The organism is Acinetobacter pecorum (genome assembly GCF_014837015.1).
Lineage (GTDB): Bacteria > Pseudomonadota > Gammaproteobacteria > Pseudomonadales > Moraxellaceae > Acinetobacter > Acinetobacter pecorum.
Window position 1 is genome coordinate 263,402 of record NZ_JACSPT010000002.1, and the last position, 19,978, is coordinate 283,379.

A 19,978-nucleotide genomic window follows, 5' to 3' on the forward strand; every position below is an offset into this window, starting at 1 on the left:
AAACCAAAGGTATAAACATAAAGCAAGAGTAAATTAAACCATAGGTGAAAAATAGTTAAAATTAGGTTTAATGATTATTGAATAGATAAAAGAAAACCCGCTTGAAAGCGGGTTGTTTGTAGATTTTACTAGGGATGAATAGGTTTAATATTTAAACTCTCTATGGTGCTGAACAACCACACCAATGATTGAAATTTCTATTTGCAAAGAGTTGTAAGTAGGGAAGTCTGGGTTAAGCGGAACTAATTCAACAATGTCCACACCATGCTCATTAACTCCGATAACACGATATTTTTTAAATGTTGTTAATGCTGAGCCATGTTGGATTTCTTGAGCCACAACCAAAGATCCTGGAACTGGAGCTTTTGCAGCGTCCACTACAATCTCATCACCAGGTAAGAATTCTGGCGCCATACTCATCCCATCAATAGTTAGGGAAAATACTGCTTTAGGATCAATACCCTCATAACTTGTGTAGGTTCTACCTTTAGGGTGAAGCCCATCATAAACAACATCTCTCCATAAGCCTGCTTGAACAAAATCGAGCACTGGAATCTCCCTCAACGTTTTCCCTGTTGGTTTCACATTTCCATATTCCTGAGTAATAACGGGCTGGGTTTTTTCCGCCTGAGCTGATATAGGCTCACCACCAGTCATAAGCCACCCAACATCAACCTCAAGAATTCCAGCTAATTTTTCTAGGGTTTCTCTGCTTATTTGGCCTTTTTTCCACTTTGATGGCGCTTGAGGACTAAGACCAATCATGGTTGAAGCTTTCGACCATGAAAGTTTTTTGGCACTTAAAGCCTTCTGTAAACGATCAACAAGAGTTTCCATATCTACACACTTTAACCTTTGGTTAAATTATCAAGTAAAAACCGGCCTAAAGGAATCAACCATAGGTTGCATTATTATGTAACTGATGGTTTAATTAAAAAAGTACATCTGGTTTAATTAAGGTTTAAATCATGAACCCCATGCAAAAAGCAATTAATGCTGTAGGTGGGCGAACAACCGCAGCAAATCTACTAGGAATCTCCTATGTAGCGGTTCGAAAAATGGAAGCAAAGGGATCGCTTCCTCGAACAGACTATACGGGCGAAACAAACTATGCACAAACATTAGCTAGCAACAGTAACGGCCTTATTACCACGGATTGGCTTATGGATAAGGCCAATCCTAAACACCACACTGTTGCTGCTTAAACCAATTATCAACAAATTAGCTTTTTAATAAACGTGAAAGTAAACAAGGTGTTCACATGGATATATCGAAAGAGACCAAAACTGCTTTGCACAAGATGGTGCACCAATCGAGCGGCATAACTCCAAAAGAGCTAGCTGATGTTGTTAGCGTATCTCATAACACGATTTTGAACTATGCCAATCCAAACATGGAAAACCATTTGCCGAGTCTAAAAGCATTTGAAGCAATGCTGACTTATACGCAAAACCCAGCTCCATTAAAAGTATGGGCGCACAAATTAGGTTTTGTATTGGTTCCAGTAGATCAAGCAGAAGGCAAGGATCATGAATTAGGTGTTCTTGAATCGCTGCTTGGTATGAATGTTGGCAATGGTGCAGCAAACAAGCAGGTTTTATCTGCTCTGGAAGACGGTGTGGTTACACCTGCTGAAATGGATGAGACAGATCGCATCCTGGAAGAAATTGAACACAAAATTCAGTCTTTGCGTAAAGCCATGAAAGGCGAGTGTGCAAAGTATTTATCAGCTCTGCAACGAGAAAAAGCCTGATTTGCGAGATCAGGCTTTTCCGGTTTGTCCACCAACCCTAGAAGGAAAATGAACATGAATATGATGACACAATTTAATCATAATCAACAAGGTATAACAAGTCTTGATATTTCAGAGCTTGTTCAATCCGAGTTACGAGCAGTTAATCTATCAATAGAACGACTGGCAAAACGCGGTGTCATTCAACTTCCTCCAATGGTGAAAGTTGAAAATAAACAATCACTTAGCCCAAATAAATATACAAGCGTTTATGTTTTTTCAGGCGAACAAGGAAAATTAGACTCAATCACCGTAGTCGCTCAGCTTTGCCCAGAGTTCACAGCAGCACTGGTCAAGCGTTGGTATGATCTTGAAAACCAAAACGCTGTCCAACTTCCTCAAACTTTTGCAGAAGCACTTCAATTAGCAGCCGATCAGGCGCGTCAATTAGAACTTGCAGCGCCAAAAATCAGCCATTACGACACAGTGGTTGAGAAATCACATCTCTTAACTGCAACACAGGTTGCTGCAAAGCTTCGAATGTCAGCTGTAGCCCTAAACAAAATCCTTGACGAATTCCGTGTTTATAACAAAGCCCATAAGCGCAGTCGTGTTTTTAATACATGGTTTGAAGATCAGGGTCTAGGCGAGTTAAAGCAGACCTCTACAGGTCACTCTCAACCAATGTTCACTACAAAAGGCGAAGCATGGGTAATTGAGAAGCTTACAAGTGAAGGAGTAGTGGCATGAGTAGTTTTGTTCCTAATAGCTTTCAACTGCCTAATGCTCTCATTGATGACGGCGTAATGGCTGAAATGAAAGGTGCAGCGCTGGCAATCTATATTCTGATTGTTCGCAAAACTCGTGGCTGGCAGAAAGAAACTGATGCAATCAGTATCTCGCAATTTATGAAATTTACAGGCTATGGAAAAGATGCTGTGATTTCTGGTGCTGAAAAATTAGTTTCACTTGGTTTGGTAGAAAAAATTTGTCGTGATCACCAGGCAACACTCTACTCATTAAGTGATCTTGCTGAGCGTGAAATTTCCAACTTGTCGGAAAAACCGACTACTGCAAACTTGTCGGAAAATACGACAGGGGTAGTCGGAAAAACCGACATCAACTTGTCGGAAAATCCGACACACAATAACAACTCAAAAACAACTAATACAAAAACAAATAAAGATAAGGGCGATCAGAAGAAATCGGGTTCTGAAAAAACTGAGAAATCCACTTCTAAAAAACAACCGTTGTTTGATGCAAAAGCAATTGAGTTACCAGTGAACGTAAATCGTGATCTATGGATTCAATTTGTTGATATGCGCAACAGCATCAGAAAACCACTTACTGAAAACGCCGTAAACCTTTTGATTAAAAAATTGATGGGCTTTGGTGATCAGGCAAACCAGTCACTGGAAGCTTCAATCATTGGAAGTTATCAAAGCGTTTATCCACCTAAACAACAAACATCAGTTCAAAACCAACAGCCACTGCAGCGCCGTCGCTTTGGCAACCAGGCAGATCCAAATCAAATGCGCACAGTGGGAGAGTCAAACTAATGAGCAGTATTCAATTATTCGAAAATGCTTTTGCTGTGAACTTCCCAGTTGAAGTTGCAGAACTGGTTTTAAACCGAATTGGTGATGTCTACGGCGCTGAGTTCACTAAAAAATACGCAGGTTATTCAGATGAAGAGCTTGTTCAGTTGGCATGCACTGTTTTGAGCGGCCTGACTCCAGCTGATATCACTCGCGGCATCTTGCGTATGAATTCTGAAGAGTGGTGTCCAAACCTTCCAAAATTCCGTAGCTGGTGTGAGCAGGGCGGTGACTGGTGGACTGCAGATATGGCATGGGCCAAAGCATTGCAGTTTGAAAACGATAAAAAATCGGAAATTACGACACTTGCGAAGCGCAGTCTTGATGAGGTGCGCCATATCCTCAACGTAGAGGGGCAGAAAGCAGCGCATTACGCCTTTAATGCGATTTATCAGGACTACCTTGCACGGGCGAAGGAAAAAGGCCGTGTGCAGGAAATGTGGAAGAAAGAGGGCAAGGCTAAGTCTTTAACTTATGACGAGCGCAATCGTAAAGGTGTGCCGTGTCCGCCTGAATTGGCTGCAAAAGTGAAAGGTGCTTTTAAGCGTCCAAGGAGAGCGGCATGAACTTAATCGAAAAGCTGGGTTTGGAAAAGTGTGGGCAGATTGTGGATGGGGCGCCTGAAGGTACGACATTATTTTTTTGTTTTGGTCAGCAATTTGAAAACAAAGTTGATTACTACAAATATTTTTTTAACTACTTCCAAATGTGGTTGCCGGATCACGGCTGGTTTCCGGTTCATCCAGAGCTTGCGGAAGATGCTATTCAGCTCGAATTCCTCCGCACCGCTCTAGCCGACCACGACCGCATTGATACGTTTAGTGATATCAAAAACCACATTAGCCCGAATATGAAGGTGATTGAGGGATGAAAGAACAATTCGAAGTTTTCTTCATGGCTCAGTCCTTTTATCTACAACTGAAATATATCTATGGGGACCGCTTATTTGATTTTGATCAGGGCATTGGGTACCGCAACTTAACCGTGCAGATCGCATATGTGTGCTGGTGCAAAGAGGATAAGGAGTTTGTGATTTGAAAATCCTCATCGGCATTGATACAGGAGTTAAAACCGGTTACGCCGTGGCAATGGACCACGGCAACGGTGGGGAGTTGCACCAGGTGGAATGCTTAAGCATCACCAAGGCAATGCAAGCTGTTCAGGAAATAAAAGCGATTCATGGGAAAGATAATTTTAAGCTGTATATCGAAGATGCCCGTAAACGTACTTGGTTTACTGGCGGTAAAGAAAAAGCTCAAGGCGTAGGGTCGGTAAAGCGTGATGCGCAGATCTGGGAAGACTGGTGTATAGAACAAGAGTTCAATTACATCATGGTTCACCCAAAAGCAAATGCGACTAAAACCAAAGCGGATCTATTTAAGAAGATAACTGGTTGGACTGGTCGCACGAATGAGCATGCACGTGATGCAGCAATGTTGGTTTTTAAAAGATTTTGGAAGGTTTGAGGGAAGAATATAAATGAGCGCAATTGTAGAAGTAAAACCAACTGTTCGAATGATGCAGAATGAATTGGCGCAGTGGGGTAAATGGGCGCGTCATGCTTCATATAATCCAAGTGAATTGACTTATACCTCACCTACATATGGTTTGATGCGTTTGAAAGAGGGGCAGAAGTCGTCAGGTATTCAGGTGATGCTGGATGATGATGCTTTGGTTGCTATTGATCACCTGGTGACGCAGTTGCGCTTTTCACGGCCAGATCTATACCAGTGGATTGAGTTCCATTATTTGAAAGGGTATCCGATCGCCGTGTTGGCGAGTAAGACCAAGGTGGATCGCCGTAATATTGATAAGTTTCTTTTAGCGGCTGAAACTTGGCTGGATAGTCGACTAGAAGTAATTTGCGAGAATTTGTGAGATATTATCGTCTTAAATATAGGGGATTTTTTATAAATGATAGAAGAAATGCTTGCAGCACAAGCAACTATACAAGCAGCTGAAATACAGGCTTCAGCTACTAGATGCGCAGCCGCAATTGGTGGGGTGGCAATTGCAATAGGTGTAATTGTTTCTTGGTATACAACTCTACACCATCAGAAAGTAGCTAGGCTCGCTGAAACACGTAAAGATGTTTATTTAGAGTTGGTTGATGCTTACTCAAATTTAAGCAAAGAGTTTAATTTAATTCTTGTCGATGTGAGTGGTAGATGGCCAGCACTATTTGAGTCTATCGTTCTATTTAGTAAGAAAATAGATAAAGCTTTATTTGTGTGTAAGTCGGAAAACAAAGAGTCTCTTATTGTTTTTTCTAAACTAGTAATGGATAAGTTTGAATCATTTACTAAAGATACTGACAAAATTAGAGATCTGGAAATCGATTTAACAATGATAAATCTTGAGTATAATAAAATAATAAATCAATCTGACGTAGATCTAAAATGGTTAGATAAGATTGAAAAATGTAGATCACAACTCGATCAGAAACGCGAAGAGGTGCATGAAGAAAAACAAAGGCTTCAGCCGATCACATTTAACTTAATACATACACTAAATGAAAAAGCATTAACTGTAACTCATTTATTACGGAGTGAGTTGGGTGCAAAAAATAATCCTGAATTAGATATAGCTACTTATGCTAAATACAAAGAAGAATAAAGCTGTTGCATTGCGCGCAGCAAACTACTATATTTGTGTTATTGTCGCTGTAGTTGCATTGATACGACTACATAGAACTTAAAAGCTCGCCATATGGTGGGCTTTAATTATATTGGGGTGCGTGTGGAAGATTTGGTCATGGCCGCCGCTACGATACAGGCAGCTCAAATTCAAGCCAATTATAATTTTTGGGCAGTATTATTAAGTTCTGGCATAGGTGCTGCGGGTATTATTTATGCTGCTTGGTATGCCTGGCAGAGTGGAATTAAATTACATCAACATAATAATATTCTTGAAGCTAAGCGTGAGGTTTATTTGGATGCAATTGCTAAGTACCAGCATTTAGTAAATGACCTTCAGCTAGTTAATGTTGTACCAGAACAATTTTTTGAAATTTTATTAAATAATAATAGAGATTTTTTTATTGCCATCAATAAAGTGAAATTAATTTGTGATCATATAAATAAAGATATGGTAGATAAATTTGCTCTGGAGGTCGGGAAGGGAATTCATTCTTTGATGCCTCTTATTAATAAATTTATTGCTAAGAAAAATGAACTAAATAGCTATTCGAAAAAGTTTGTTGCATTCATTGAAGATCACAAAAATTTGAACAATCTTTCGATTGCCGAATTAAGAGAGATTGAGGTGAAAGAGTTTGCTTGTAATGAATTGAAAGCTGAATTTATCGTTGAAAAAGAAAAATTAGAGAAGGCGGTTCAAGGATTCATACATAGTCTTGGAGAGGAAAGTGAAAAGTTTTCCGCTAAACTTAGGAGTGAATTAAAGATCTCTGATAATCCAGTTTAATAAAATACTGAAAATTGATAATAAAAAGTAAAACACCAAGGTGTGGCATTTAGATACTGCTCTTATTTAATCGTGAAGATAGCTCACCAAATGGTGGGCTTTTCTAATGCTTGAAGGTTATCTATCAGTCCTTCATACCAAAAAGTGATAGACGCTTTGTGCTGGTCAGCAAAGTGCATAGATGGGTGTCGAGATTTAAATAAATCCCACCCTTGGATTGACCACCTAAAAAGGCGAGTGTCTACTGTGAGAATTGGCAAGCTCTTAACGCATAAGTTAGCCTTAAATTACGAAACTACTCAGCCCGGTTATTCATTTTGGATAACTGGGTTGTTTTATTTAGGAGATTCACATGCTCCAATTTTTCCTTTACTTATTCGGCCTGTATGGCGTGACTGAAATCGATTACACGGTTGATGATGAAGAAATCAAAGTGTGTCGTGATTGCTTGAAAGAAGTTAAATAATACAAAATCAAAAATATAAGCCTGCTCATTAATTTGATCGGGCTTTTTTAATGCCCGGAGAAAATTAAAGCAATGAAAATGAAATTATTAGCAGTCGGTTTGATGTGCGCAACAGCACTCGTTGGTTGTTCGCGTGATGCTCAAGTTGCTTCACGCAACCTATCTCATGCAGCAGACAACTTTCAATTAGATCGACGAATCGTTTTTTATAACGGTGTTACTGGTGATTATGTTCTAACAATTGAAGGCAAGTGTGCCTTTGAAGCTGTTAGTGAGCGAAAGGTTGATGTGACCTGCAAGACCAGCGATACGGAATTTAAAAAGCATTCACTAGGCATTTCTGACAATGTGACTTACTTTTCCGAGCAGCTAAATAGTAAAGGTGTCAGTACCTACCAGTACAAAGTTGATTTCAGACCAAGCGTTATCATTCCTGATGTGGATCTGAAGTTACCCAAATAATTCGCCGGACGTATTGCGGCACATAAGACCTCGCCCAGATAACTAATTTGGCGGGGTTTTTCTTTTCTTATTGGTGGTGCTTATGGACATAGTAGAAGCAAAACGGAATTTAGAAGTTCTGGAAAAGAATCGCAGCCGCTTAATGAATTACAACCATCTGTATTCAAGCTATGCGTTTAAAGAAATGTGTGGTGCTGAACTTCGTAAGGTAAATAAGCAGATCCACGGCATAGAAGAACAATTAAATGCGCAACCACAAAAGACTCGCAGCAATCAGAAAGCTGCCGTGCATTCGATGCGGTAATCCACATAGCCAGGCTGCTCATTCAAATTCAGCAAAGCATGGTAAGGGTAGAGGGATTAAAGCCAGTGATGAGTTCACTATTCCGCTATGCCATTCATGTCATTTCCAGTTCGATACTTTTCAATTGGGTAATCGGGTAGAGAGTGAAGAAATGTTTGATCAGTGGTTGGTAAGAGTTGAGCGGATGTTGGTGATGGAAGATAGAGAAGTTTTTTAAACCTGATTAGGTATCGTTCCAAATTTTACAGTAAAGTGGTTTGTCTAAAATTTCTTATGGATGAACTATGAAATCTGAACAATCTTTTGAAACCCGAAAGGATGAATTGGGCGAATATCAATTTGACCCCACCTTGGTACCTGGACATGTTAATAATTATATATCTTCAATAGGAACATATCATCGCGTAGATAGAATTGAATATCATGATGCGATCTTTTCAATTTTTAGTCTAACTCCACTATCGGAAGATGAAAAATTATTAATGAGAGCAGATTGGGAGCGTCACTGTCCTCGATAGCTCTAAACAAGCCACCCTCGGGTGGTTTTTTATTGGGAGTAGGAAATGCAAAAAGCCGTGTTTCCTATCCAGTCGCATGCTGACATCACTAAAGCCATTAATTACATGCATACCAATTACACTCAAGCGATTAATGAGGGTAGGCCGTTAAGGGTGGTGATTGATCAGAAACAAGATGATAGATCCACTGCACAGAATAGATTGTATTGGATGTGGATGTCTCAATGGTCAAAGCGTCAAGGCACGGATAAAGATTCAGAGCATCTGTATTTCAAGAAGCAATTCTTATCGCGTATCTATGATCGTGATGAGGTTGGACAATACAAACAGACATTTGCAGCAGTTAGAGTTTTAAGAGGTCAGAAGCATCCGCAATACCAAGCTGTGGCAGATGGATTGAATGAATTGATCAGCACCACAGATGCAACGGTAGATCAGTTCACTGAATACCTAAACGACATTCATGCGTTCTGTAATAAGCATGGGTGCTATCTGCACACACCTGATGATTTGAAGTATGCGTGGGAGATGAAGCAATGACATGCCAAGGCTGTGAAGCACGACGTAAATGGATAGAGAAACAATATGAGCGATCAAAAGAAAGAATGCGGTTGTGTATCGAACGACTTACTCCTAAAGCTACTCGAACAGAACAACCAACTGATACAGCAAAACAACCAACTCATCCAGATCAACAATGAACAGAATGCTCAGATCAATGAGCTATTGATTCAGATTGAAGGCGATGAGGATGATGAGCCTAAGTCGCCTTATTTGGATTGATGGATATGAGCAGACCATGCCGTGAGTTTCGCTGTCCAAACCTAACTAAGTCACCAAAAGAACAAGGCTATTGTGATAAGCATGCACATAAGCGCAGCAACTGGACAGCACGCCAAGACCGATCAGGATCAACTACGGCGCGTGGCTATGGTTATGCATGGCGATTACTGCGTGAAAGCATATTGAAGCGTGATAACTATCTCTGTGTGAAATGCGCCGTTGCTGGGCGTGTGGCTGAGGCTACAGACGTCGATCACATCAAGGCTAAGGCTCATGGTGGTACAGATGATCCAGACAATCTACAGTCATTGTGTGCGCCGTGTCATAGAGAGAAAACAGCTACAGAAGGAAAATAAGATGCGTAAAAGAATCACTCATGTTGGTGTTGTAGCTTCGCGTTCAGCTCACCGACTTTACGACAAGAACCTGAAAACTTTTGCGGATGATATTAAGCAGCAAGAAGCAAGAGAAGTATTTGCTTCAACAATCATGTTGCGTGCATCTGCTGACTTATTCCACTTGCTTGGTGATGGATATGAAGAGCAGTTGGATATGTTGGTCAGCATCATGAAAGAGCAGGCAAAAAATGCAAGAAATGAAGGCTAAAAATCTTCCAGAGGGGGAGGGGTGGGTCGAGAGTTCAGGGCCTTTGCCTAAATGACCGCCCCCCTCCGTTCATTTTTACGTGCGCGAAATTAAAAATTCAGGGTGTTGACAAATGGGTGGAGTTTCTTCTGTTCCTGGGCGTGGCCGAAAGCCAAAACCGCAGGAAGCAAAACGGGCAGCTGGCAACCCGGGCAGACGTCCTCTCAATACCAATGTGCCTGAATTTGCTGATGTCGTTGATATTGATGTGCCGGAATATCTTTCGACAATGGAGTACGCGGACATGATGTGGCGTTCGGTTATTCCAGAGCTGTTAAAAAATAAAGTTCTTAAAATTACAGATATGCACAACGTGGAAATGTTCTGCATGGCTTACCACAACTTGCGCGTAGCCCAAAAAGAAGTAGTCCAAAAAGGACCAACACTGGAAACAGCGCAAGGCAGTACGATTAAAAATCCAGCCTTGACTGCAGTGAATGAAGCATCAAAACAGATGGCTTCTTTTGGAGCAATGCTGGGTCTGGATCCATCTTCCCGGGGGCGGTTAGGTGGTGGGGGTAATAAACCTAAAACAAATAAATTTGCGCAGGTGCTGAATATGTAGCGAGGCCGAAATGACAGCTTTCCCAAACGTTGGCATTGCAAATAGATGGGCAAAGCAGGTTGTTTCAGGAAAAATACCTGCATGTAAGTGGGTAAGACTTGCTTGTAAACGCCACTTAGATGACCTGATTAAGTCAAAAAATAAAGATTTTCCTTATAAATTTGAGCCAAAACTAGCAGAAAAGAAGATCGCTTTTATTGAGTTGCTGCCCCATACAAAGGGTGAGTGGGCAATGAAGCGTCTGAGTATCACGCTTGAGCCCTGGCAAAAGTTTGGTATTGGTTGCACATTTGGTTGGGTTCGTAAAAAAGATGGGTACCGCCGCTTCCGTGAAAGCTATTGGGAGGTGCCGCGTAAAAACGGTAAGTCTGCGATTGCCGCTGGTGTTGCTCTCAACATGTTTGCCAATGATGGTGAATTTGGTTCAGAAGTTTATGCTGGTGCTACCACCGAGAAGCAGGCTTGGGAAGTTTTTAAACCTGCACGCTTAATGGCGGTACGTTCGCCAGACTTCATTGAAGCAGCTGGCGTACTGATTAATGCCGGTAGCTTAGAGATTCCAGATGAAGGTTCTATCTTTGAGCCTATCATTGGTGATCCACCTGATGGCCAGTCACCGCATTGTGCTGTAGTCGATGAATTCCATGAGCATCCAACATCTGCGCTGTATGACACCATGCAGACCGGTATGGGTGCACGTCGACAGCCTATGATTTTCACAATCACAACAGCTGGCTTCAATATTGAAGGCCCTTGTTATGATTTACGTGCACGTGTTCAGGAAATGCTCTTGGATACCGTACCAGATGATGAGCTGTTTGGCTGGATATGGACCATTGATGAGGGAGATGACTGGACAGATCCGGCAGTACTGGCCAAAGCAAACCCCAATTATGGGGTTTCTGTTTATTCTGACTACCTGGAATCTCAGCAACGCCGGGCAATTCAGAACGCATCAAAGCAAGGTGCTTTTAAAACTAAGCACTTAAACGTTTGGGTATCAGCAAAATCTGCATTTTTCAACATGGAAAAGTGGAAGGCCTGCGGTAATCCAGACCTGAACATTGATGACTTTGAAGCAACGCCTTGCATGATGTGTGTGGATCTATCATCAAAAATCGATATTGCAGCACGTATCAACCTGTTCTATCGAATAGAAGATGATGGTCGACTGCATTACTACTGTATAGATCCGCAGTTCTATCTACCTGAAGACACGGTTTATAGCGGTGATGAAAAGCAGGTGGTTGAGCGGTATCAGAAATGGTTCAACAAAGGTCTGCTGAATGTCTGTGATGGCTATGAGAATGACCTGAATCAAATTGCAAAGGAATTAATCGAAGATGCTCAGCGAGTGTCTTTGACTGAGGTTCCTTACGATGAGTGGGGTGGATTCCAGATTGCAAAAACTGTGGATGATGCCGGATATACCTCAATCAAGATGCCCAAAACCACAAAGACATTCTCACCAGCAATGAAGGAGCTTGAAGCTGCTATTGCTGCAGGTCGTTTTCATCATGATGGAAATCCAATTCTTAGCTGGATGATCGGTAATGTTATTTCTAAAACAGGAAAAAATGAAACCGAGTTCCCGGATAAGGAAAAGAAGTTTAAGAAAATTGATGGTGCTGTAGCGTTATTAATGGGCATCAGTCGGGCAATGGTGCTTGCAGGGGAACCTACAGGTGATGAATTTTATGATGATCCAATTATGGTAGGTGTTTAATGAGTACAAAGAAGCCGGGTCGGTTTGCTCAAGCAGCTTTGCGCTTCCTTGGGCTGGATGGGCATCTGAGTCTGGAGCCTGAATTATTAAGGGCATTATTGGCCACATCGAGTGGCAAGCATGTAACTGTAGATTCGGCGCTTCAATTGAGCGCCGTTTTTTCATGTGTGAGTTTGATTTCAGAAACTGTATCAACGCTGCCTCTTAAGATTTACCAGCGAAAAGCGGACGGTAGCCGGGATGTTGCAGTTAAGCATCCGCTCTACAATCTTTTGTGCCGGTCACCAAACTATGAAATGACACCCAGCCGGTTCATGCTGATGATTGTGGCCAGTATCTGCCTATGGGGAAACTCATACATTGAAATTATCCGCAGTGCATCAGGCCGGATTATTTCATTGAATCCATTGCCACCCCAAAACATGGTGGTGACCAGGAACAAGACTAATGGAATGCTGAAATACACTTATACCGAAAGCGGTGTTAACCGTGAAATTACTGAAAAAAACATGATGCATGTTCGTGGTTTTGGTATCGATGGAGTGATGGGCTTATTTAAGGTCCAGAAAGCGCGTGAAACCATTGGGGCTGCACAGGCTGCTGAAGAAGCCGCAGCAAAGTTCTTTGAAAACGGTTTGCAAACATCAGGTCTTTTATCTGCCCAGGGGAAGTTAACGCCGGATCAGCGTGATTCACTTAGAGACAATATGAAGAAATTCATGGGATCCAAGAATGCCGGAAAAATGATGGTGCTTGAAAATGGTATGCAATACCACGGCATCACTATGAATCCTGAAGCAGCTCAGATGTTAGAGACCCGGACATTTGAGATTGAGGAAATTTGCCGCTGGTTCCGGGTGCCGCCATTCATGGTTGGGCATTTAGATAAGCAAAGCTCATGGGCCTCCAGTGTTGAAGGCATGAACATGCAATTCCTGACCAATACCTTGCGCCCATTGCTGGTCAATATTGAGCAGGAAATTTCACGGTGCCTGATTGGTGCGGCAGAGTTTGAAACCTATTACGTTGAGTTTGGTGTGGAAGGCTTATTGCGGGCAGATTCAAAAGGCCGTGCTGAATACTATGCATCTGCACTTGTTCATGGTTGGTATAACCGTAATGAAGTCAGACGCAAAGAAAATGAAGCACCTATTCCTGGTGGGGATATTTATACAATTCAATCGGCATTAATTCCGCTTGATAAAGTCGGGGCCAATTACAAAGGTGATAATAATGAGCAAACGAAACCTGCTGCCAGTCGCTAATTTTAATGCAAAAGAAAAAGGTGGTGTTTCGCCGTTGGCTTTTGATCGTTGGAATCCTGCAATTAAAGCATCAGATGAAAATGACAACACGATTGGTATTTATGATCCGATTGGTTATGACTACTGGGATGATTCTGGTGTAACTGCTAAGCGGATCAGCGCGGCATTGCGTTCACTCGATGGCGCTGATGTTGTAGTTAATATCAATTCACCAGGTGGTGATGTATTTGAAGGCTTGGCTATTTATAACCTGCTTCGTGAATACAAAGGCCATGTGACTGTACGTGTATTGGGGGTTGCAGCTTCAGCAGCATCATTTATTGCCATGGCAGCCGATGAGATTCAAATTGCCCGTGCTGGATTCTTTATGATTCACAATGCCTGGACAGGACTTTGGGGTAATCGCAACGACTTGCGTGAAACTGCAGATTTCCTTGAGCAGATCGATGACACGATTGCTGATATTTATCATGTGCGATCCGGACTGAGCATGGATGGGCTTAAAGCCGATATGGATAAAGAGCGCTGGATCAATGGGCGTGATGCTATCGATAGTGGCTTTGCTGATGCTTTCCTGCCATCTGATGTGGTTGTTGAAGATACAAAGAACTTCACTAAAGAGAAAGTCGCTGCCCATAAAGCAGATATTTTGCTTGCCAAAGCAGGAATGTCTCGAAGCTCACGACGGGAACTTATTCAAGATTTAAAGGGTACGCCTGGCGCTACCAACCAAGCTACGCCAAGCGCTAGCAATGATGTACTCGAAAGTGTTCTTCAAAGTATGCGCAACGCTACCGAGAAATTTAGCACTTAAAACCTGATACCAATTTTATGACCGCCTATATGGCGGTTTTCTTATTTTTGAGAGATGAAAATCATGACTGATCAAACTAAAGACCAAGCAGCTCAGGCACTTAAAGACGTAAACACTGGCTTAAAGAATCTGACTGAAAAAGTTCAACCCATGGCTGAAAATGCTTTGAATGAAGCAAAAAAAGCTGGTGAATTATCTACTGAAACTAAAGCAGCAGTGGATAAAGCACTTACAGACCTCAATAATCTGCGTCAAGCCCAGAATGACCTACAGGTGAAGTTGGGTGAAGCTGAGCAATTATTTGCACGTGGCGGCACTGGTAATCCAGGTGCACAAGTGGATGCTCGTGCAGGTGATCTTGCTGTAAAAGATGAGCAGATTATTTCATTTGCAAGCAATGCAACTTCTGGAAAACGTATCAGTGTAGCTGTTCCCCGTAATGCACTGACATCATTTGCAGTAAACCCTGTTGATGGTTCGACTCGTATTGTGACTGCGCCAAATCAGCGCGTGACCATCCGTGACCTATTAGCTCCAGGTCAAACGGCCAGTAATGCGATTGCTTACTTGCGTGAAACTGGCTTTACCAATAACGCTGCACCGGTGGCTGAAAACACCACCAAGCCATATTCAGAATTAACATTCGAAGAAGTGCTGGAAGGTGTTAAAACAATCGCTCACATGCTGAAAGCATCTAAGCAGATTCTTGATGACTTGCCTCAGTTACAAAGCTTTATCAATGGTCGTTTGCTTAATGGCCTTAAGCGTGTTGAGGATGCGCAACTGTTATTTGGTTCAGGCACTGGTAACAACCTGCATGGTATTTATACTCAAGCAACTGCTTATTCAGCTCCAATTACGATTGCATCACCGACTCGCGTAGATACTATGCGTTTGGCCATGCTGCAAGCTGCTTTGGCAGATGTATTTGCAACAGGTCATGTGATGCATATGAATGATTGGACTGCAATTGAATTACAGAAAGACACCACCGGTGCATACTTGTTTACCAACCCATTCTCACCTAATACGCCAAGCCTATGGGGCTTGCCGGTAGCAGACACAAATCATGCTGCAATGGTTGGAAACTTCCTTACCGGTAGTTTCGCGGACGCAGCTCAAATCTTTGACCGTGAAGATGCTAACGTGGTGATTTCAACCGAAAATGCTGATGACTTCGAGAAGAACATGATCTCCATCCGTTGTGAAGAGCGTCTTGCATTGGCTGTGTATCGCCCTGAAGCATTCGTAAAAGGTGCATTCCCTGTACCAGCACCTTAATTAAAATCCCGAAGGGGCCAGTCGGCCCTTTCACCTTGGAGTTTAGAACATGAAAATTAAATTCTTAGATGCTGCAATGCTTGGAAATAAGGTTTACGTCAAAGGTGATGAGGCTGAGATTCCAGATATTACGGCCGGTGAGCTCATCAAGAAAAAATTAGCGATTGATCCTGAACAGGCGGCAGCTGATAAAGCCAAAGCTGATGCGGAAAAGAAAGCCAAAGCTGCAGCCGATAAAGAGGCTAAGGCTAAAGCGGACGCAGAAGCTAAGGCAAAAGCCGAGGCTGAGACGAAAGCTGAAGAGGAAAAGTTAAAGGCAGAAGAAGAGGCGAAAGCCAAAGCTGCTGCAGAAGAAAAAGCCAAAGAAACTAAAACAAAGTAAGGTCATATCATGCCAGTTATTAACATTGAAAAAGCTATGGTTCATTTGCGAGTAGATGAAGATACTGGCGGTGATGTCCTGGCTAAGTTGAATTCGGCAGAAGATAAAGCGGCTCAATATTTGAACCGCTTTTTTTATGCCACAGCAGCTGCATGGACAGAGGCGATCTCTCTAACTTTGAACCAGCTAAATTATGAGCTTGTGAAATACAAAGAGAGTTGCGATGCAGCTAATCTGGTTGCGGATCCAGTTTCGAGAAATATGCTGTTATCTGCGGCTGAAAACCTTAAAAAAGAAGCTCAGCGCAATACCAAAATGGCCATGCAGGGCATTGTTATCAATCCATCTATTGAGGCTGCTGTTCTGCTTATTTTGGGTAGTCTTTATGAAAATCGGGAAGATGAAACCAATACCACGGTAAATGAATTGCCGAAAGGCGCTTTATGGTTGCTCGATCCATACCGTTTAGATCTGGGGGTATAGATGAGAGCAGGTCCTTTAAGACATCGCATCCGTATTGAAGCCTTCACTGAAACCCAAGATAAAACCACAGGTCGTATTACTCAAGCCTGGGCAGAGTTTTGTACGGTTTGGGGAAAGCATGAGGCTTTATCTACGCGCGACCAGCTACAAGCTCAGGCAATTGATTCAAGCATGACTGCACGTTGTCGCATTCGTTACAGCTCAAAGGCAAGTCAGATTGATTCAACCATGCGTCTATATTTCCGGGGTAAGTACTGGAAGATTGACGGTGATCCGGTGCCAGATAATGAAAGTGGCCTTGAGTGGTTGACGCTCAACCTTGCAGAAGGTGAATCAGAATGGCAGTAGTCGAGTTAAATATTAAAGGCTTGGATGATTTAAATAAGAAACTTAAGCGGCTTGGGAATAGCAAAATTGCCAAACGTATTGCACGAAAAGCCGGGCGCCAAGCGATGAATCTTGTTCGCGATGCTGCACGTAGCAATGCAAAGGCAATTGATGATCCTGAAACACGGGAAAAGATTCATAAGAATATTGTGACCCAAGGTGGTAAGAGCCGTAATCCTAATGAGATTAAGATTCGAGTGGGGGTGAAAGGTGGAGCAGGTCAGAATCAATACTCTGTCAGCACGGCTGGCTTAAGTGGTGGAGATACTCGGCACTTTAGATTTATTGAGTTTGGTACCAGCAAGATTCCAGCTACTCCATTTTTAAGACCTGCTTTAGCTAATAATGTTGATAAGGTCACAACCAAGTTTGTGCAGGTATTTGATGCTGAAATCACCAAAGCATTACGTGAGGCTATATGACAGCACCTATTTTCCCATTACTTAATGCGAGTGATGAAGTTAAGTCTTATCTGGAATCTGGCGGGATTTTACGTGCATTTGAATTTGGTCTTGCACCAGATAAACCAAAGCCGCCGTACCTGGTCTGGCAGGATATCTCTGGTATTCCGCAAAATCATTTAGATTGTCCGGCAAATATCGATCATGTGACGATCCAAGTTGATATCTATACAACGAATGCGGATGACCTGCGAAATATTCGTGAAGCGGTTCGTAGAGCTTTTGAGGCTGATAACTCGTGCACTATAACTGGTCTGCGAGGAAATGAGCGTGATCCAGACAGCAAGATGTATCGAACCGGTTTTGATTCAAACTGGTTTGTAGATCGGTGATATAATGATCTAAAAATCGGGGGTGATTATGATTTCAGAAGAACAAAAATTAGATATCTTAAGAGATGTAGAGGCAAATGTAGGTAACTGGGTTGGTGAAGCTTTAGCAGTTGGAGTGGTCTCAAGGGAGTTTCAGGCACTGAATGAAATCTTTCAGAAAGCACAAGTGGACTTGAATGACTTATTTCACCTAGGGCCAGTAGGCGTTTTAAATGTCACAAAGAAAGCAGCCGAAAAGCTTGGTTTGTCTGAAATCGATGTTGCTCATGCTGTAGATAATTGGTCTGTACATGCAAGTCAATTGTTAGGACTAAAGCAAGCCGGATATCCTGAATAGCAATAGCTCTGCTTAATAAATAACACGCACCTTCGGGTGCTTTTTTAATATCAAATTTTCCACATAGCACCCAACCGGGTGCTTTTTTTATGCCTAAAATTGAGGAGTAGCTACTCATGGCAGTTAAGACAAACAAAACGCATGTTTATGCGGTCGTAAATAAAGAAGTTGTTCGCTTCAGTTGCTATTCAGGTTTTGGCTTTGGTCAAGACTCTTTCGGAAAGATTGATGCAACATGCATGGACTCCGACACCAAGAATTATGAACGCGGCATGCGTGACCCGGGTGAAGGCTCTATTGCTATTCAACTTGATGATGGAAATGCTAGCCATATCCAGCTTATTCAATTGGCTGAATCTGGTGAAAAGGTGGAATGGTATATTGGTTCAAGCCATGCAGAAACCCCACCTGAATATGACACTGCAACCGATACCATTGATCTGCCGGGTGATCGTGTCTGGTGGACTTTTGAAGGTTACTTAAACCCAACTTCACCTGATGATCTTGCCCAAGACTCTCTGATTACCTATTCATTCACTCTGGTGCGTACATCAGGTGTAACTACAACTTTCCGTGATCCTGCAGTGGTGACTCCATAATGGCTAAATTAAGTCTTACTAAAGCAATTGAAGTGGTAGGGATTGGTAGTTATGTAGAAAAAACTATCCATTTCCGTGATGTTAATGGTGCGCCTTTTGAGGGTGAGATTCTTATCAAGGTTCTATCCTCTGATGAGGTTGCAAAAATCACCGATATTTTAAAGCTTAAAAAAGATGAGAAATACACCATTGAGCAATATCGTGCAGCAATGTTGGTTCAGTCTATCTTTGAAAGTGAAGACAAACCTTTCTTTCCTGATCTAAAAAGTACAGGGCTGGTCTCTGATGAGATGAAGGTAGCAATGTACTTGGCAGCCGATGAAGTGATTAACTTCACGGGAAAGTATTGGATATTGACAGGGAAGCAGAATTCTACTGCGAACTCGTCAGCTGCGGAATCGGCGGAAGAACTATTGCAGAAGCCAGAAGAAACCTAAGCAATTCAGAAATCCAAATATGGAGAGCCTACCGCAAGAAGTATGGCTCTTTATTTTTTGGTAGACGCATTGAGCAAGCTATTGGAAATTGGATGGCACATTACACCCGATTTAAGGTGAAAGAAGGGTCTAAAGTTGATGCGCGAGATTTCATGCCACATGAGGAAAAACTAGAAATTCCTGAAATGTCACTTGAAGAATATATGATGCGTAGCTTTGGTGGGAGTTAAGGAAATCAGGTTAGCTTGGTTTCTTTTTCAATCAATTATTAGTATCTTTTCCTGAACAATAAATAATTCGGGGAAGATTATGGCAATTAAGCCATGTAAAGAGTGCGGTGGACCAGTAAGTGATAAAGCTGAAAGCTGTCCACAGTGTGGAGCAAAACAAAAGAAAAAAACATCTTTTCTTGCATGGGTTGGGTTGTTGCTTTTGGTTTTATATGGCATAGGCACATGTGCTGAAAAATCAGCAGATAGCAAACTGTCAGAAGCGCCCTCAGCCACAGCATCACCAAACCAAGCAGAGGGTGAAGATGTGGCAGATTTGCAGAATTGGCAATATGAAACATCTAAAGACGAAATGCGAGGTATTGAGTCTAAATTTGCAACTACGGTTAGCACCAATACGGTTGATTTTGACTTTCCATACAATGGTGGATCAAAGTTGATATTAACCTTAAGAAAGCGCGGATCAGAAGTTGATGTGATGGTAAGTATCACTAAAGGCCAAATTCTTTGCGGAATACAAAATTGCGAGGCTGCTTTTAAGTTTGATGGTGGTGCAGTGCAATCCATAACCATGTCAGAGCCCGACAATCATTCTTCAGACATGCTATTCGTTTCATATGACAAAACTGAAAGCAAGATTATTAATCAACTTAAGAATAGTAAAAAATTGGTAGTTGAAGTTCCTTTCTATCAAGAGGGGAAAAAGCAATTCACATTCGATGTGAGTGGCTTGGAATGGAATTAA

Annotated in this window: 34 protein-coding genes; 33 read left to right on the top strand and 1 reads right to left on the bottom strand. The window is 42.0% G+C overall.

Translation table 11 applies throughout. The features are described 5' to 3' along the window. Positions 1 to 144: 144 nt before the first annotated feature. Positions 145 to 837 carry a helix-turn-helix domain-containing protein gene (locus H9629_RS02810; RefSeq protein WP_191730495.1) on the bottom strand — a complete coding sequence of 231 codons (693 nt, stop codon included), beginning with the start codon at positions 835 to 837 and terminating at the stop codon, positions 145 to 147. A 131-nt stretch (positions 838 to 968) separates the two neighbouring features. On the opposite strand from H9629_RS02810, the gene H9629_RS02815 reads away from it, so the two are divergent. The 33 genes from H9629_RS02815 (at position 969) to H9629_RS02975 (ending at position 19,978) form a co-directional block, all read left to right on the top strand. Next, positions 969 to 1,205, top strand: a complete 237-nt coding sequence (locus tag H9629_RS02815; RefSeq protein WP_191730496.1) for a hypothetical protein — start codon at positions 969 to 971, stop codon at positions 1,203 to 1,205. A gap of 56 nt (positions 1,206 to 1,261) precedes the next feature. Further along, entirely contained in the window at positions 1,262 to 1,753 is a 492-nt protein-coding gene (locus H9629_RS02820; protein WP_191730497.1) for a phage regulatory CII family protein, read from the top strand. Positions 1,754 to 1,807: 54 nt separating this feature from the next. Beyond that, complete coding sequence (locus H9629_RS02825; RefSeq protein WP_191730498.1) at positions 1,808 to 2,482, top strand: phage antirepressor KilAC domain-containing protein; 675 nt, start codon at positions 1,808 to 1,810, stop codon at positions 2,480 to 2,482. Beyond that, on the top strand, positions 2,479 to 3,291 hold the full coding sequence (locus H9629_RS02830) for a replication protein (RefSeq protein WP_191730499.1): 813 nt from the start codon (positions 2,479 to 2,481) through the stop codon (positions 3,289 to 3,291). Before H9629_RS02825 ends, H9629_RS02830 begins: the two co-directional genes overlap by 4 nt. Further along, positions 3,291 to 3,896 carry a restriction endonuclease gene (locus H9629_RS02835; RefSeq protein ID WP_191730500.1) on the top strand — a complete coding sequence of 202 codons (606 nt, stop codon included), beginning with the start codon at positions 3,291 to 3,293 and terminating at the stop codon, positions 3,894 to 3,896. Before H9629_RS02830 ends, H9629_RS02835 begins: the two co-directional genes overlap by 1 nt. Further along, on the top strand, positions 3,893 to 4,201 hold the full coding sequence (locus tag H9629_RS02840) for a hypothetical protein (RefSeq protein ID WP_191730501.1): 309 nt from the start codon (positions 3,893 to 3,895) through the stop codon (positions 4,199 to 4,201). Before H9629_RS02835 ends, H9629_RS02840 begins: the two co-directional genes overlap by 4 nt. Positions 4,202 to 4,418: 217 nt before the next feature. Next, a complete protein-coding gene (locus H9629_RS02845) occupies positions 4,419 to 4,796 on the top strand; it encodes a hypothetical protein (protein ID WP_191730534.1) in 378 nt (125 codons plus the stop codon). Between the two features lie 13 nt (positions 4,797 to 4,809). Next, positions 4,810 to 5,208, top strand: a complete 399-nt coding sequence (locus tag H9629_RS02850; RefSeq protein WP_191730502.1) for an antiterminator Q family protein — start codon at positions 4,810 to 4,812, stop codon at positions 5,206 to 5,208. Positions 5,209 to 5,244: 36 nt separating this feature from the next. Next, a complete protein-coding gene (locus H9629_RS02855; RefSeq protein ID WP_191730503.1) occupies positions 5,245 to 5,946 on the top strand; it encodes a hypothetical protein in 702 nt (233 codons plus the stop codon). 138 nt (positions 5,947 to 6,084) lie between these two features. Further along, a complete protein-coding gene (locus tag H9629_RS02860) occupies positions 6,085 to 6,756 on the top strand; it encodes a hypothetical protein (RefSeq protein WP_191730504.1) in 672 nt (223 codons plus the stop codon). A gap of 538 nt (positions 6,757 to 7,294) precedes the next feature. Then, positions 7,295 to 7,684 carry a beta-sandwich lipoprotein gene (locus H9629_RS02865; RefSeq protein WP_062034556.1) on the top strand — a complete coding sequence of 130 codons (390 nt, stop codon included), beginning with the start codon at positions 7,295 to 7,297 and terminating at the stop codon, positions 7,682 to 7,684. Positions 7,685 to 7,766: 82 nt separating this feature from the next. Beyond that, complete coding sequence (locus H9629_RS02870) at positions 7,767 to 7,988, top strand: hypothetical protein (protein WP_191730505.1); 222 nt, start codon at positions 7,767 to 7,769, stop codon at positions 7,986 to 7,988. Next, positions 7,930 to 8,205, top strand: a complete 276-nt coding sequence (locus H9629_RS02875) for a DUF968 domain-containing protein (RefSeq protein WP_191730506.1) — start codon at positions 7,930 to 7,932, stop codon at positions 8,203 to 8,205. The genes H9629_RS02870 and H9629_RS02875 overlap by 59 nt, the downstream gene beginning before the upstream one ends. Before the next feature lie 67 nt (positions 8,206 to 8,272). Continuing rightward, on the top strand, positions 8,273 to 8,506 hold the full coding sequence (locus H9629_RS02880) for a hypothetical protein (RefSeq protein ID WP_191730507.1): 234 nt from the start codon (positions 8,273 to 8,275) through the stop codon (positions 8,504 to 8,506). 45 nt (positions 8,507 to 8,551) lie between these two features. Then, complete coding sequence (locus tag H9629_RS02885; protein ID WP_191730508.1) at positions 8,552 to 9,046, top strand: hypothetical protein; 495 nt, start codon at positions 8,552 to 8,554, stop codon at positions 9,044 to 9,046. A 45-nt stretch (positions 9,047 to 9,091) separates the two neighbouring features. Further along, a complete protein-coding gene (locus H9629_RS02890) occupies positions 9,092 to 9,289 on the top strand; it encodes a hypothetical protein (protein WP_191730509.1) in 198 nt (65 codons plus the stop codon). Positions 9,290 to 9,294: 5 nt separating this feature from the next. Continuing rightward, positions 9,295 to 9,645: an HNH endonuclease gene (locus H9629_RS02895; protein WP_191730510.1), complete on the top strand. Its 351-nt coding sequence runs from the start codon at positions 9,295 to 9,297 to the stop codon at positions 9,643 to 9,645. A gap of 1 nt (position 9,646) precedes the next feature. Further along, positions 9,647 to 9,895, top strand: coding sequence for a hypothetical protein (locus H9629_RS02900; RefSeq protein ID WP_191730511.1), 249 nt, complete (start codon positions 9,647 to 9,649; stop codon positions 9,893 to 9,895). A 112-nt stretch (positions 9,896 to 10,007) separates the two neighbouring features. Further along, a complete protein-coding gene (locus H9629_RS02905; RefSeq protein ID WP_121979694.1) occupies positions 10,008 to 10,499 on the top strand; it encodes a phage terminase small subunit P27 family in 492 nt (163 codons plus the stop codon). Positions 10,500 to 10,731: 232 nt separating this feature from the next. Continuing rightward, a complete protein-coding gene (locus H9629_RS02910) occupies positions 10,732 to 12,225 on the top strand; it encodes a terminase large subunit (protein WP_257232866.1) in 1,494 nt (497 codons plus the stop codon). Beyond that, entirely contained in the window at positions 12,225 to 13,490 is a 1,266-nt protein-coding gene (locus tag H9629_RS02915; RefSeq protein ID WP_191730512.1) for a phage portal protein, read from the top strand. Before H9629_RS02910 ends, H9629_RS02915 begins: the two co-directional genes overlap by 1 nt. Further along, entirely contained in the window at positions 13,459 to 14,304 is an 846-nt protein-coding gene (locus H9629_RS02920; RefSeq protein WP_191730513.1) for a head maturation protease, ClpP-related, read from the top strand. Before H9629_RS02915 ends, H9629_RS02920 begins: the two co-directional genes overlap by 32 nt. A gap of 63 nt (positions 14,305 to 14,367) precedes the next feature. Next, positions 14,368 to 15,585, top strand: coding sequence for a phage major capsid protein (locus tag H9629_RS02925; RefSeq protein WP_191730514.1), 1,218 nt, complete (start codon positions 14,368 to 14,370; stop codon positions 15,583 to 15,585). Between the two features lie 49 nt (positions 15,586 to 15,634). Next, entirely contained in the window at positions 15,635 to 15,967 is a 333-nt protein-coding gene (locus H9629_RS02930) for a hypothetical protein (protein ID WP_191730515.1), read from the top strand. A gap of 9 nt (positions 15,968 to 15,976) precedes the next feature. Then, positions 15,977 to 16,450 carry a head-tail connector protein gene (locus H9629_RS02935; RefSeq protein ID WP_191730516.1) on the top strand — a complete coding sequence of 158 codons (474 nt, stop codon included), beginning with the start codon at positions 15,977 to 15,979 and terminating at the stop codon, positions 16,448 to 16,450. Continuing rightward, the gene (locus H9629_RS02940) at positions 16,451 to 16,798 is read left to right on the top strand and encodes a phage head closure protein (protein WP_191730517.1); all 348 of its coding nucleotides are present in this window, start codon (positions 16,451 to 16,453) and stop codon (positions 16,796 to 16,798) included. After that, positions 16,789 to 17,259 (top strand): HK97-gp10 family putative phage morphogenesis protein, encoded by a 471-nt coding sequence (locus H9629_RS02945; RefSeq protein ID WP_191730518.1) that lies wholly within the window; start codon positions 16,789 to 16,791, stop codon positions 17,257 to 17,259. Before H9629_RS02940 ends, H9629_RS02945 begins: the two co-directional genes overlap by 10 nt. Next, positions 17,256 to 17,630, top strand: coding sequence for a DUF3168 domain-containing protein (locus H9629_RS02950; protein WP_191730519.1), 375 nt, complete (start codon positions 17,256 to 17,258; stop codon positions 17,628 to 17,630). Before H9629_RS02945 ends, H9629_RS02950 begins: the two co-directional genes overlap by 4 nt. Before the next feature lie 28 nt (positions 17,631 to 17,658). Next, positions 17,659 to 17,967 carry a hypothetical protein gene (locus H9629_RS02955; RefSeq protein ID WP_191730520.1) on the top strand — a complete coding sequence of 103 codons (309 nt, stop codon included), beginning with the start codon at positions 17,659 to 17,661 and terminating at the stop codon, positions 17,965 to 17,967. 116 nt (positions 17,968 to 18,083) lie between these two features. Continuing rightward, positions 18,084 to 18,566: a phage tail tube protein gene (locus H9629_RS02960; RefSeq protein ID WP_191730521.1), complete on the top strand. Its 483-nt coding sequence runs from the start codon at positions 18,084 to 18,086 to the stop codon at positions 18,564 to 18,566. Then, entirely contained in the window at positions 18,566 to 19,003 is a 438-nt protein-coding gene (locus H9629_RS02965) for a hypothetical protein (protein WP_191730522.1), read from the top strand. Before H9629_RS02960 ends, H9629_RS02965 begins: the two co-directional genes overlap by 1 nt. Before the next feature lie 11 nt (positions 19,004 to 19,014). Further along, entirely contained in the window at positions 19,015 to 19,233 is a 219-nt protein-coding gene (locus H9629_RS02970) for a hypothetical protein (RefSeq protein WP_191730535.1), read from the top strand. A 79-nt stretch (positions 19,234 to 19,312) separates the two neighbouring features. Then, positions 19,313 to 19,978, top strand: coding sequence for a hypothetical protein (locus H9629_RS02975; RefSeq protein WP_191730523.1), 666 nt, complete (start codon positions 19,313 to 19,315; stop codon positions 19,976 to 19,978).